Annotated in this window: 11 protein-coding genes; 6 read left to right on the top strand and 5 right to left on the bottom strand. The window is 63.2% G+C overall.

Annotation, left to right across the window (positions count from 1 at the left end; all coding sequences use genetic code 11):
* The first annotated feature begins 68 nt into the window (after window positions 1-68).
* The 5 genes from ABIE35_RS15595 to ABIE35_RS15575 all read left to right on the top strand — a co-directional run bounded on the left by ABIE35_RS15595 (window position 69) and on the right by ABIE35_RS15575 (window position 5567).
* Complete coding sequence (locus tag ABIE35_RS15595) at window positions 69-1172, top strand: substrate-binding domain-containing protein (protein WP_354516293.1); 1104 nt, start codon at window positions 69-71, stop codon at window positions 1170-1172.
* Between the two features lie 140 nt (window positions 1173-1312).
* Complete coding sequence (locus ABIE35_RS15590) at window positions 1313-2626, top strand: ABC transporter substrate-binding protein (protein ID WP_354516291.1); 1314 nt, start codon at window positions 1313-1315, stop codon at window positions 2624-2626.
* 60 nt (window positions 2627-2686) lie between these two features.
* Window positions 2687-3658 (top strand): carbohydrate ABC transporter permease, encoded by a 972-nt coding sequence (locus ABIE35_RS15585; RefSeq protein WP_354516289.1) that lies wholly within the window; start codon window positions 2687-2689, stop codon window positions 3656-3658.
* Window positions 3655-4566: a carbohydrate ABC transporter permease gene (locus tag ABIE35_RS15580; protein WP_354516287.1), complete on the top strand. Its 912-nt coding sequence runs from the start codon at window positions 3655-3657 to the stop codon at window positions 4564-4566. Before ABIE35_RS15585 ends, ABIE35_RS15580 begins: the two co-directional genes overlap by 4 nt.
* Window positions 4563-5567 (top strand): hydroxyacid dehydrogenase, encoded by a 1005-nt coding sequence (locus ABIE35_RS15575; RefSeq protein ID WP_354516285.1) that lies wholly within the window; start codon window positions 4563-4565, stop codon window positions 5565-5567. Before ABIE35_RS15580 ends, ABIE35_RS15575 begins: the two co-directional genes overlap by 4 nt.
* A 327-nt stretch (window positions 5568-5894) precedes the next feature.
* Here ABIE35_RS15575 and ABIE35_RS15570 read toward each other — a convergent pair whose 3' ends face one another.
* The 3 genes from ABIE35_RS15570 to ABIE35_RS15560 all read right to left on the bottom strand — a co-directional run bounded on the left by ABIE35_RS15570 (window position 5895) and on the right by ABIE35_RS15560 (window position 8919).
* Window positions 5895-6983 carry a DUF998 domain-containing protein gene (locus ABIE35_RS15570; protein WP_354516283.1) on the bottom strand — a complete coding sequence of 363 codons (1089 nt, stop codon included), beginning with the start codon at window positions 6981-6983 and terminating at the stop codon, window positions 5895-5897.
* Complete coding sequence (locus ABIE35_RS15565) at window positions 6980-7357, bottom strand: DUF7793 family protein (protein WP_354516281.1); 378 nt, start codon at window positions 7355-7357, stop codon at window positions 6980-6982. Before ABIE35_RS15565 ends, ABIE35_RS15570 begins: the two co-directional genes overlap by 4 nt.
* A 152-nt stretch (window positions 7358-7509) precedes the next feature.
* Window positions 7510-8919 (bottom strand): MFS transporter, encoded by a 1410-nt coding sequence (locus ABIE35_RS15560; RefSeq protein ID WP_354516280.1) that lies wholly within the window; start codon window positions 8917-8919, stop codon window positions 7510-7512.
* 78 nt (window positions 8920-8997) lie between these two features.
* On the opposite strand from ABIE35_RS15560, the gene ABIE35_RS15555 reads away from it, so the two are divergent.
* Window positions 8998-10227 (top strand): GAF domain-containing sensor histidine kinase, encoded by a 1230-nt coding sequence (locus tag ABIE35_RS15555; RefSeq protein ID WP_354516279.1) that lies wholly within the window; start codon window positions 8998-9000, stop codon window positions 10225-10227.
* A gap of 50 nt (window positions 10228-10277) precedes the next feature.
* On the opposite strand, the gene ABIE35_RS15550 is transcribed toward ABIE35_RS15555, so the two are convergent.
* Both ABIE35_RS15550 and ABIE35_RS15545 read right to left on the bottom strand, forming a co-directional pair.
* A complete protein-coding gene (locus ABIE35_RS15550) occupies window positions 10278-11651 on the bottom strand; it encodes a serine/threonine-protein kinase (protein WP_354516277.1) in 1374 nt (457 codons plus the stop codon).
* A gap of 232 nt (window positions 11652-11883) precedes the next feature.
* Window positions 11884-12525: a TetR/AcrR family transcriptional regulator gene (locus ABIE35_RS15545; RefSeq protein ID WP_354516275.1), complete on the bottom strand. Its 642-nt coding sequence runs from the start codon at window positions 12523-12525 to the stop codon at window positions 11884-11886.
* Window positions 12526-12583: the final 58 nt, after the last annotated feature.

The following is a 12583-nucleotide window of genomic DNA, read 5'->3' as shown; positions in this document are numbered from 1 at the left end:
CAAGCCGCCGGGTTCTGGTTCATAATGAACAAACTGAACACAAGTGAACTTGATAGGCGGACACCTGCATGCTGACCGAGGATCGTCAACAGCTCATCCTGAGGGAACTCGCCCTGAACGGCTCCCTCAATGCCAGTGAATTCGCGGCGAAACTAGGCACCTCGGGAATGACCATACGGCGGGACCTCGCAGTGCTCGCTGAGCAGGGACTGCTGGAACGGGTCCACGGCGGCGCCATCCCGGTGGGCGGCAAGCCGTCGACAGGACCCGCGACGCAGCCGTCCACGTCCTGGCGACCTGGCGGGAGGCGGCCTCTGGCCACCATCGGGATGATCGTGCCGTCGGCGTCGTACTACTTCCCGGGCGTCATTCGCGGCGCTGAAGCCGCCGCGCAGGAAGCGGGCGTCCGCTTGGTGCTGGGCGTCACCAACTATTCAGACGCGGAAGAGCGGCGGCAGCTGCGGCGGCTCTACGAACACGGCGTGGATGGAATCCTCATCACGCCCAGCGGGCAGTCGTTGGCGGGTACCGAAACGCTGGACCTGCTGGCCGAGGCGAAGGTGCCGGTGGTAGTGGTGGAACGGTCCATCGACGACGCCCTGGACCACGGCCGGCTCGAAGCCGTACGGAGCGACCATGTCCGCGGCTCGGAGATCGCCGTGAACCACTTGCTGGGTCTTGGGCACCGGAAGATCGCCATTTGCCTCCGTGAAAACAGCCCCACCGCCCCGCAACTCATCGATGGCTTCCACCTGGCCATGCAGCGTGCCGGACAGGCCCGCGATGACTCGATGGTGCGTGCCATGTCCCGCGCCCAAAACGATCCCCAAGCCCACCGTGAACTGGTGGACCGGATCCTGGATTGGTGCGGATCGGCGGAGGTGACGGCCGCTGTTGTCCACACCGACGAGGACGCACTCCAGTTCGTCAGTGCCTGCCTGGAACGGCAGATCCGCGTGCCGGAGGACTTCGCTATCGTTTCCTACGACGACGAGATCGCCGCCCTCGGCGCCGTCCCGCTTACCGCTGTGGCACCGCCAAAATACGACGTCGGCCGCCAGGCTTTGGTGATGTGCCTGAGCCGCATCGGGGCGCGGCGCGGAAGTACGTCCGCGCTGCAACGGGTGAACCTGTCCCCGTCTCTGGAAGTGCGCGGCTCCACGCAGGTGTAACCCGCGGGCTACCCCCGCAAGCTGTTCACTTCTGTTCATTGTATTGATGATGTTCACTTTTGTGGATTTCATGGTGCCTAGTCCAAAAGTGCCCCCAGAGCACCACGACTTTCGCATCGTGAACTTCAAAGGAGAACAGAATGAAGCGTCGCCAGCTTCTGCTTGGAGCAGCCAGCCTCATGGCCAGTGCTGCACTCGTCACCGGCTGTGGCAGCACCCCGGCCGCCACGCCAACACCCACCCCTGTACAAGACCCCAGCGGTAACATCACGTTCTGGTCCTCCATGGCCGGTATGGACAAGGTGGCGGAAGCGTTCAACGCCAGCCAGGACAAGATCAAAGTCACGTTCGAAACCATCCCCAACGGCGGAGCCGGCGGTTACGCCAAGCTCTCCACCGCCATCACCGCAGGCAACGGCCCGGACGTTGCCACCATCGAATATCCACAGCTGCCCCAGTTTGTCAGCAACGGCCAACTGCAGCCTCTGGACGGCTACATCAACAAGGCTGAAACCGTGGACAAACTCACGGATGAAACCAAGGCCCTGGTGCAGTTCGGCGAGCAAACCTACGCACTCCCCTACGATGCCGCGCCGATGATCATGTGGTACCGCGAAGACATGCTGGACAAGGCCGGAGTCTCCACACCCAAGACCTGGCAGGAGTTCGAGGAGGCCGGCAAGAAGCTCAAGGCCGTTGCCCCCGAAGCGCACTTGGCCAGCTTCAACCCTAACGAGGCTGCGCTGACTGCTGCGCTGTCCTGGCAGGCGGGCGGCAAGTGGTTCGGCACCGAAGGCGACAGTTGGAAGGTGGGTGTCAACGACGAAGCCACCCGGAAAGTCGCCACGTACTGGCAGAAGCTGATCGACCAGAAGATCGTCAAAGTCCAGCAGTCCTTCAGTGACGAATGGTCCGCAGACCTGGCGAGCGGCGCCGTTGTCGGAGTCCTGGGTGCCAACTGGAGTGCCACCGGTATCCAGAAGCGGACGGAGGCCAGCGGCCAAAAAGGCCAGTGGATTGCTGCCGAGGTGCCTAACTGGGGCACACCGGCGGACGCGTTCTACGGCGGCTCCAGCTTCAACATCACCAAGAGCAGCAAGAATCCGGCTGCTGCGGCGAAGTTCATCGAATTCCTTGCCACAAGCAAAGAGGCCATCACTGCCCGCGGCAACACCGGCTCCGCCTTCCTCGCCTACCCGGGCCTGACCCCCGTGGCACAAAAGGCCTTCGACGCCAGCTACTTCGGCAACGACATCTACGAGGTCTTCGACAAGGCATATTCCACCATTACGCCGGGCTGGCAGTGGGGTCCCAACTGGGACATCACCAACACCGCACTCAAGGACGCCTACGGCACGCTGACCAGCGGCGGCAAGGTCCTGGACGCCGTGGATACCGCCCAGGACGCCACAGTGGCCGGACTCAAGCAGAACGGCCTCTCCGTCAAGGAGTAGGCCCGCACGGTGTGGCGGCTCCGAGCTTACGGAGCCGCCCTGCCAGCGAGGAGAATCATCATGGCAGACCATGCCACAGCATCCACTTCACCCACACTGCCCAAGCAAGCCACCGCCGTCGAACCCCGAAACCCGCGCAAACCCCGGGCAATGTCCGGAACCGGCGGCCGCACGGCCGCACTCTTCCTGACCCCGTTCTTCACGATTTTCGCCATCGCCATGGTTGCACCAGTGATCTACGCGATGGTGCTCAGCTTCTTTGCCCAGCAGAAGTCCGGACTCGGCTTCGGCGAGGCAAAGACTGCGTTCGTCGGCTTGGAAAACTACGTCCAGGTCCTGCAATCCGAGAGTTTCGTTGGCGGGATAGGGCGCCTGGCGCTCTATTGCCTGCTCTACATCCCCTTCATGGTGGGCGGCGCCCTTGCGTTTGCGTTGCTGCTTGATGCAGCTGTAGCGCGGGCCCGGAAGCTGTTCCAGCTCCTGGTCTTCCTCCCCCACGCAGTGCCCGGCGTCATCGCCGCATTGATCTGGGCCTATCTCTACACACCCGGCGTCAGCCCGATCGTCTCAGTCCTGGAAACCGGCGGAATCTCGCTGAACTTCCTGGACAACCAGATGATCCTGCCGTCCATCGTGAACATCGCCGTCTGGGAGTGGACGGGCTACAACGTCATTGTGCTCTTCACCGCGCTGCAGGCTGTGCCCAGGGAAATCCTGGAAGCCGCCCGGGTGGACGGCGCCGGCGAGATCCGTGCTGCCATCAGCATCAAGCTGCCCCTGATCCTCCCGGCGCTGAGCGTCATCATGCTCTTCACCGTGATCGGCACGCTTCAGCTCTTCACCGAGCCGAACATCATCTCCAAGGCCACGGCATCAGTGACCAGCACGTGGGTGCCCAACATGTGGGCCTACGACGCCGCGTTCAACCGCCACAACCTCAACCAGGCCGCGGCTGCCTCCATCATCATCGCGCTCATGGCCGCAGTCCTGTCCTGGGCCGTGACCCGCTTCAGTTCAAGGAACAAAGCATGAGCACCTCCACGATGTCCCGCACCCCAACTGCAGTTCCCGCGCCGGCACAGGGCAGGCGCCGGCGTGCCCGAAACGGCGGCTTCGCCAGTACGTTCACCGTGAATGCCCTGCTCATCCTGGGCTGCGCCTACATGGTGCTTCCCGTGGTGTGGCTGTTCTTCGCCTCCACCAAGAACACCTCGGATCTTTACGGAACCGCTGCGTACGCTTTTGGTGAACCAGCCTTCTTCGAGAACGTCATGGCGGTCCTGAACCAGGATGGCGGCTTGTTCCTCCGTTGGATGGCCAACTCGATGTTCTACGCCGCCTTCGGAGCAATCCTTGGCGGTCTCATCTCCGTGATGGCCGGTTACGCGTTCGATAAATTCCAGTTCCGCGGGAAGGATTCGTTCTTCGGGATCGTCCTGGTGGGCGTCTTGATTCCCAACACGGCCACCGTGCTGCCCATGTATCTGTTGGCCTCCGTTTTCGGCATCACCAACACCATCTGGGCCATCCTCATCCCTGTGCTCTGCAATCCGTTCGGGGTGTACCTGGCCAGGGTGTACTCGGCGGCCTACGTTCCTGCCGAGACTCTGGAGGCAGCCCGCGTTGACGGAGCCGGTCCCATCCGGTCCTTCTTCTCCCTGGGCCTTCCCATGATGATGCCCGGCTACATCACCATCGCACTGTTCCAATTTGTGGGCGTCTGGAACAACTTCATGCTCCCGCTGGTGATGCTCCAGGACCAGAAGCTGCTGCCCGTCAGCGTCGGCATCTCCATCTGGCAGGGTTATTCCATCCCCCAGCCCGAATTCACTCCCATGGTCATCACCGGTTCCTTGCTCTCGATCATCCCGTTGCTGCTCGCATTCATCATGTTGCAGCGGTTCTGGAAGTCCGGCCTCACGGCAGGGAGTGTCAAGTGACCTTGAACGTTGCCTTGGCCATGCCGGCCCACACGGCACGGGCGGTGTTTCCGCCCAGGAGCCTGGATCCCCTGGAGCCCGCGCTGACACTGCTGAGCCGTGAGCCCATTCAGGACTTCACCACTCCGGAAGGCCGCGCCGTATTGGCGGAGTCCGACATCCTCATCACCGGTTGGGGGTGTCCAATGATCGACCACACCGTCCTGGATGCCGCACCCCGGCTGCGCTATGTCCTGCATGCCGCCGGCAGCGTCAAACACCACATCGGCGACGCCTGCTGGGAACGCGGCGTCCAGGTCAGCTCAGCCGCGGACGCCAACGCAATCCCGGTGGCCGAGTACACCGTGGCCATGATCATCCTCGCCAACAAGCGCGTCCTCCAGATCGCCCGCGCCCTGCACACCACCCGGACCGACGTCCTGGCGGAGCAACTCTTCCCGGACATGGGCAATTACCGGAAGCGCGTGGGCATCATTGGGGCCTCGAAGATTGGCCGGCACGTGATCAGGCTGCTGGCTCCTTACGAGCTGGAGGTAGTGGTGGCCGATCCTTACCTCTCCCCCGACGAAGCGGCTGTCCTCGGGGTCAGGCTCGTGGATTTGGAGGAGCTCGTGACGGGCAGCGACGTTGTCAGCCTCCACGCGCCGTCGTTGCCGTCCACCAGGAACCTCATGGACGCCGGGTTGATCGAACGGATGCAGCCGGGCACCACGTTCATCAACACCTCGCGCGGCGAACTGGTGGACCAGGACGCGTTGCTTGCGCGGGTGGAACGGGGCGACCTCTACGCGGTGCTGGACGTGACCACCCCGTGGGTGCTGCCCGCGGGTTCCCCCTTCTACACGCATCCCAACGTGCTGCTCACGCCGCATGTAGCGGGATCACTGGGCAACGAGCTGGAGCGCATGGCAGCCAGCGCAGTAGATGAGGCCCTGCGGCTGTCCCGCGGCGAACCGCTGCGGTTCCCGGTGAGGCTGGAGGACCTGGCGTTTACGGCCTGAGGCGCCGTTCGGAGGACCGCAAAGGCAACAAGCGCACGACGGCGGCCTCCCGCCGTCGTGCGCTTGCCGCTCTAGCCGGTGGCCGGTTTAGCGGGCGTCCTTCCTGGCTTGGCGTTGGGCGCCTTGGGACCGGCTGGAGGCGTCGCGCTCCAGTTCAGTGCTCACGAACGAGAGTGCTTCCTCGAACACGAACGCCCGTGCCCGGGCTTTGTCGGATTTGTTGGACGCAGCTCCGCGGCCGGCGGCCTTGCCGATACTTCCATACCTCCCTGATGGGGGGTAGGGGTTATCGACTTCTCATCCGAAGCAGGGGATGGGCCGCCGTCATCAGTCGTTCCCGGTGGCGAGGGCATCCAGCAGGCGGATGAAGACAGCGATCCAGCCGTAGATGATCACGAACGCAATGAGCTCGAACGCCGTGAGGTTGAAGTAGCCCACCGGGTAGAACAGCGCCAGCGACACGATCAAGGCGGTGAGGAAGCTGCCGCACACCAGGAAGAACCGGCGGGGAAGTCCCCGGAGAATGAACGGCGAAGCAAGCAGCAAAAGGATGAACACCACGGCCATCCCGGAGGCGAACAACGTGTGGATCAGAAAACTGACGGACAACGGGACCACGCCCACCCCTGCCAGCAGCAACCCCATGACTACAAAAGCACCCGAGCAAAGCCCCGCACTCCAGGGGTTGACCAGCACGCCTTGGTCGATGAGGGTGCGGAGATCACGGTCCAGGTACACAGCGAAGGTGGTGATGAAGAAGCCGGCAACAATCAGCGACAGGTTGAACAGGCCGCTGGATGCGCCGCCCAAAGTGCCGAGCTGGCTGAAGTGGTACTCCCACCATTTGGGGTCCTGCGACGTCGCCATGCTGGCCACGATGCTCATCACCATGAAGAGCACCAGAAGGCCGGACAGCTTACGGGTGCTGATGTCGTATACCGAGAGGTAGATCCAGTACACGGCCAGTCCGGATGCAACGGCCATCCCCACGGTGGCCGCATAGATGTCCACAGTGAGTCCCTGGAAACTGCGCTGCAACAGCAGGAAGACAGCGATGGTGGCGATCGCCGAAATCAGTGCGTGGACCAGGGCCACTGTTGACGCGTCCACAATGAACTTCCACGGCGGAAGTCCGAGCCGCCATTGCTGGTCCGGCAGATAGCGTGAGCGCCAGTAGCCGATGTACGCCGCCACCAACCCAAGCACCAGAACCGCGGCTGCCGTCACCAGCCCCAGGGAGACGCCGCCCCACAGCGGTGGAGTTCGGCCGGAAAAGATGAGCAAAGCTGTCATTCCGGCGACAACCGCGGCGGAGGAAGCAGCCACAAGCGCCTCGGACTCGTTCGCCAGGCGGCGTGGCGAATCTGCTGGAACAGTCACCGAAACGGCGGGGGTGTCCGAAGCTTGTTCCGTCACGGCGCGGTTCTTCCGAGCCGAAGCCAGGCGATCGCTTCACTTTCGGAGGTGAAGAAGCGCGTGGGGCATGGCGGCTCTTGGACGGCCAACTGGTAGTCGGCGAGCATGCGGTCCACGGGGTTGTTTCCCAAGAGGGCTATCCTCGAGGCAGCGCAGGGTTCAACAAAGACATCGCGGGCTGCGCGGCTGAGATGCGCGGTCTCGGCCATGGTCACCAAGAGGGGATACCTGCTGCCCGCGGCGAGGTCGTTTACAGCCTCGACGGCGGCCCGCGCGTTGGCAGCTTCGATACGGACCCCGGAATTCCACACCAAGAACATCACATCGTCCGGCGCGAATCCAATGACGTAGTCGCAGGGATCCTTCTCAGCCATGGAAGTATCTCCCTCTCTGTGGCGCTGCCCCCGGCGCCACGATCTGACTCAACCCTGCACCCAAGGACAATCACCCCGTCTCATCCGAAAAGAGTGATCTTTGGGTGCTCATATGCTCTGGTTCCGGGTCCAGCAGGCCAGGGATCAACAGCTCAACCCGCCGCTGAAGAGTCCGCGTTCTCGGGTTCCTCCGCAGCTGTCTGCGCATACGAGGCCGAGACACGCCGGTAGACCGGGGTCAGGAAGGCAAGCAGCGCCACGGCAATCATGATGAGGCCGGCCACCAGGAATACCAAGGCAATACCACGGGATATGCCCTCACCCAGCAGCGGTTCCAGTTGTGCTGCCCCTTCGGACGAACGGGCGTACGGGATGATCCAGAACTGGGCGATCGGGGCAATGAGGAAGGCGGTGATGGGTGCGGCCGCCGACTCGAATGCCATGGCGAAGCCGAACACCCTTCCTTGGCGGGGCAGCGGAACCACCTTCTGGATAACTGTCTGCTCGGCTGCTTCCACTACCGGAACCAACGCCATGTACAGCCAGATCCCCACAATGTAGAGCCAGGCCCATTCCCGCAGCGTAAACACGGCACCGATGAGGCCCATCAGCCCCACTGCGATGAGCATGGTCCGCAAGGGGTTGGGTCCCAGGCCAAACTTGCCGATCAGCGCGCCGCCCACCACAAACCCGGTGGCTCCTATCGCGAAGACGGTTCCCCACATCTCCACGGAGAACATTTCCAGGCCGTAGGGGTCCATGAGAGCCATGTAAACGCCGCCGATGAAGTTGTTGAACGTGGAGAAAAGAATCAGTGCGAACAGACCGGAAATTGCCATGACGGCGGCCCAGGAGCCCCGCAGGTCGAATCCACCTTCGGCGTCGGAGGCGGCTGCCCGTACTTCCTCCGGCAGGCGCAGCGTCAGCAGGTGTCCGAAGGCCAACGCAGTAAGCACCAGGGCGACAACCACGGTCCACCCCATGCCAAGCAGACCCACGGACAACCCCGAAAGCACCGAGGTAACAATGAACATGAGCCCCTGCACCATCCCCACCAGCCCGTTGGCGTTGGCCCGGCGGTCAGGCTCTATCAGGATGGTGACCGTGGTGGACAACGCGATGTTGCGCATGTTCTCCACCACTGCGCCGATCAGGATGATCATGGTGAAGATCCAGAACCAGGGCTGTGTCAGGTCAAGCAGCGCTTCCTCCGGGGTCAGCAGGAACATCACGCCGGACAGCACGAACATCACCAAGGTGAAGGCAGCGGCGAACCGCATCACGGCCAATTTCCTGTAACGGTCCACGAATGTTCCGAAGCTGATGCTGGAGAGGGCAATCAACAGCATGTAGGCACCGCCGATCACCCCTGTGGCAATCACGTTGCGGGTCTCCAGGTACACCCAAAAGGTCAGCGCGAACCAGAGATAGCTCGTGGTGATGTTGGCCATGGCTGTATTGACCAGGATCCCTGTGAAGGTGCGGGATCTTTGGGCCGGGGTTCGCAGGGAGAGATCGATACTGTCAGTAGACGCGGCGGTGGCCGGTTCCTGCTCGGTCATGCGTCCCAGTAAACCACCGGGTCCAAGCTCCCGGTAGTATCGGCAGGGAATTCACGAGACTCTTGGGGGATTGTTTTTATGACGGAAATTCAGGGGCAGATGTCCTTCACGAAGGACGCCGGCAGGGACTTGGAACTTCAGGAATATGGGCTTGATCCCGCCGTGGATTCGACCCTCCTGCCCAATGCCGCCGTCATGAGTGCCTTGCAGAACCTCGTGAGGCTGGCCACGGAGCTGTGCGGCGCACCGTTTGGCGTGGTCAACATCATCAGCGCCGAGTACCAGCACCAGATCGGCGCCTGGGGCGTGGACCCGGGGGTCTGCTCCCGCGAAGACTCCATGTGTGCCAAGGTTTTCCTCTCCCGCGAGAGGACGGTGGTGGCGGACGCATCCAAGGATCCACGCTTCGCGGACAATCCTTTTGTCACCGGGGAAATCGGCAAAGTCCGCTTTTACGCCTCTGTTCCCTTGCAAACAGAGTCCGGGTTCGTCCCCGGGACCCTGTGTGTCTTCTCCGATAAGACCCAGGAGCTACGCCCCGAACAGGTCAGCATGCTGGAGGTCCTGGCCAAGCAAGTAGTGGAGTTGCTCGAGCTGCAGCACCGCACCGTCCAGTTGGACCGCACGTACACCGAGCTGAGGGACAGCAACGCCAAACTCGCTGGATTTGCGGGGCGCGTCAGCCATGATCTCCGCATCCCGTTGACCACCATCCTGGGCTACGTGGAACTGGTGGAGGACGATCCCGACGTGGAACCTCAGAGCACCGCCGCAAAGTACCTGGACCGGATCGGTGCCAGCGGCCGCCGGATGCTCGGGATGCTGGAAGATGTCCTGAGCTACTCCCGCGTGGGCGGTGGCATTCAGCCCGCCCACGTTTCCCTGCGCGAGGTCACCGAGGAGGTTGCCCGGGACCTTGGCATCGAGAACGATGGCATCGTGGAGGCCCAGGAGCTCAGGCTCTACGCGGACCGCGGCCAGCTCCGCACCCTGCTGCAGAACCTCCTGTCCAACGCCATGAACTACCGCAGCCCGAATCGCGACCTCCGGATCCGGATCAGCGGCGTTTCCAATTACCATGGGGCCACCATTTACGTTGCGGACAACGGCAAGGGCATCGCGCCCGAGGACCGCGCCAAGGTCCTGGAACCGTTGGTGCGCCTACGGAGGCAGGGCGATGGTCCGGGTTCCGGTCTGGGACTGGCCACCTGCAGCAGCATCGCCAAAGCCCATGGAGGCGACCTCACCCTCGCGGAAACTCCGGGCGGCGGAACCACCGTGGCAGTGAGCTTTCCCTCCGGAAGTTGACGCACGACGGGCGGCAGGTCGCCGTGGTGCGTTGGTCACCAGAGCTTGGACTACTTCCCGTTGCCCTTGCCGTTCTCGGACTTCTTGTCGTTCTTGCCCTCGCTTTTCTGGCCTGCGACGTCCTTGCCCGTGAGGGGCGCCTGCTGAACGACGGGCTGGTCGGCGGGCGCTGGCGCCTGCTCCGGGCGGGTTGCCTCCGAGAGATCAACCACTTCCGCCTGCACGGTCCCGCCTTGCACAGTGTCTGCTGGCGCAGTCTCTGAAGGGACCGGATCCACGGGCGCGGCCGGGACGTCAGGCACGCTGGGCTGCGGTTCGGCCTGGGACACGCCAGGATCGGCGGGCTGTGACGGATCGGCCGTGTTGTTGCCTGTCGGATTGATGCCCTGCGAGAAGATCAGCAGCGCAAGCGGAATGGTCACGGCGGCTGCTGCGACGCCCTTGGCCGTCTTGGGTCGACGCCTGCCAAAGTCAAGGATGCTGGTAACCGTCGCCTGCTTCCGGGTCGACGAACGCAGCGGGCGCTTCGGAAGCACAGTCGGCAGCAACGCAGTCCTGCGGCCGGACTGGATGCCTTCTTCGGCCAGTGACTGTTCCACATGGTGGGCGCTGGGACGCTTGTCGGGATCCATGTCCGTCATGGCTTCCAGGAGCTCCCTCAGCGGGCCGGGCAGTTCCATGGGAACCTGTGGCGCGCGATGCAGGCGCGCTGATGCCGTTTCAATGGGCGTCCCCGGGTATTCTGCCTTGCCTGTGAGGCATTCAAGGAGCACCAGGCCCAGCGAGTAGATGTCGCTCGCCGGGGTCAGGTGCAGACCCTGGGCTTGTTCGGGACTCAGATACTGTGCCGTGCCCACGGTGAACCCGGTGGCGGTCAGGCGGTTGTCGTTCATCACCAGCGCTACGCCGAAGTCCGCCAACTTCACCGACGCCCCCAGCCCGTCGTCGTCGGATACCAGAATGTTGGCCGGCTTGATGTCGCGGTGGATGACGCCCTGCGCGTGAACCTGGGACAGTGCCCCGGCCAGCCGGATCCCTATGCGCGCGGTCTCGGGAACGGTGAGCGGGCCATCCGACAGCACGGCCCGCAGGTCCCTGCCTTCCGCCAGTTCCATGACCAGATAAGCGCGCTCTTCGTCGTTTCTGGTGTCCACGCCGGCATCGAATGCGGCCACGAGCCCTGGGTGGTCAAAGGCGGCGAGGAGCCGCATCTCGTTTTCCTGGCGGGCCCGGAATGACTCGTCGCCTGAGCCGGGCAGGAAGATCTTGATGGCCACCTCGCGGCCCAGCAGCAGATCTGTCGCACGGTAGACAGCCGACATGGCGCCCCTGCCAAGGACGGGCCCCAGCTGGTAGCGGCCGTCAAGTGTGTCGTCAATGGAATCAGGGACGGGGGAGTCCACAGCCTCGTCAATGGTGCCCACGAATGTCACGTCCTTCAGGCATACCTGGAGCCACGGACCCAACCGCTGTCCTTGCGTCACCAAGCAATGCCGTCAATCAAACTTTCACGATGGCCGCGCGGCCGAGCTGCTTCAGCCACGTGCGGCCCAGGCAAGGAGCCCGAACAGCATCATCCGGTTTCACCAGATAAGTCATCAGGATACTGATTAAGGAGCGGGAAGAACAATGCGGAGTGCTGCGTTACGGCGGGAATCAGGCCTCGCGCAATCGATCCACTGCCGCCCGCAACATGCCTGTGGGCACTCCCAGGGACCATTCGGCAACGTCGGTGACGAACCGCGTGAACGCTTCATAGTCGAAGGTTCCGGGGTTGTTGACGTAGGCGCCGACGCCGTCGATCGCCACCCAGATCCGGATGCAGGCCGCAAAGGGGTCACCCACGGCGAAGTCACCGGACGTCACGCCCTGCTCAATGAGGGTTGTGAGCCGGGTCCGGTCCAGGTGTTCCTGCGCCAGCATGGCATCCGCCAACGCGGGCGTGAAGCGGCAGAGGTGCCTCGCATTGAGCCACAGCCGGGTGAGTTCTGAGGCGCTGCCGCCCTCGATGCGCGAAATCAGGTGGGCCATCCGCGCGAGTGGCGCTCCGTCGTCGGGAAACAACTCTTCCCGCTCTTCCGATACCGCTAGAACAAAGGCCGCGACCACCAGATCCTCGGCGGCCGGGTAGTAGTGGCTGATCAGGCCTGGTCGCACACCCAGTCGGTCCGCGACGGCGCGGAGGGTTATCCGTTCGAGCCCCTCGCCTAAGGCAATGGACGCGGCCTCGGCGAGGATTTCGGCACGGCGCTCGCCAGGTAATTTTCGAACGCGTTGGGATGTGGGGCTTGACACCATGCTGTCCAGTCTATTGGATTAGTGACCAATAGCACGTTGGTCGCATGACCAATAGCAT

It is taken from the genome of Paenarthrobacter sp. 4246 (genome assembly GCF_040546855.1).
Lineage (GTDB): Bacteria > Actinomycetota > Actinomycetes > Actinomycetales > Micrococcaceae > Arthrobacter.
Note: the sequence above shows the minus strand (reverse complement) of the source record. Positions and strands in the feature narration are given on the sequence as shown.

What these genes read in the sequence shown, in the direction of transcription:
- ABIE35_RS15565 (WP_354516281.1), bottom strand. Translation starts at nt 7,357, where the DNA reads ATGGCTGAGAAGGATCCCTGCGACTACGTCATTGGATTCGCGCCGGAC.
- ABIE35_RS15590 (WP_354516291.1), top strand. Translation starts at nt 1,313, where the DNA reads ATGAAGCGTCGCCAGCTTCTGCTTGGAGCAGCCAGCCTCATGGCCAGT.
- ABIE35_RS15580 (WP_354516287.1), top strand. Translation starts at nt 3,655, where the DNA reads ATGAGCACCTCCACGATGTCCCGCACCCCAACTGCAGTTCCCGCGCCG.
- ABIE35_RS15555 (WP_354516279.1), top strand. Translation starts at nt 8,998, where the DNA reads ATGACGGAAATTCAGGGGCAGATGTCCTTCACGAAGGACGCCGGCAGG.
- ABIE35_RS15545 (WP_354516275.1), bottom strand. Translation starts at nt 12,525, where the DNA reads ATGGTGTCAAGCCCCACATCCCAACGCGTTCGAAAATTACCTGGCGAG.
- ABIE35_RS15595 (WP_354516293.1), top strand. Translation starts at nt 69, where the DNA reads ATGCTGACCGAGGATCGTCAACAGCTCATCCTGAGGGAACTCGCCCTG.
- ABIE35_RS15560 (WP_354516280.1), bottom strand. Translation starts at nt 8,919, where the DNA reads ATGACCGAGCAGGAACCGGCCACCGCCGCGTCTACTGACAGTATCGAT.
- ABIE35_RS15585 (WP_354516289.1), top strand. Translation starts at nt 2,687, where the DNA reads ATGGCAGACCATGCCACAGCATCCACTTCACCCACACTGCCCAAGCAA.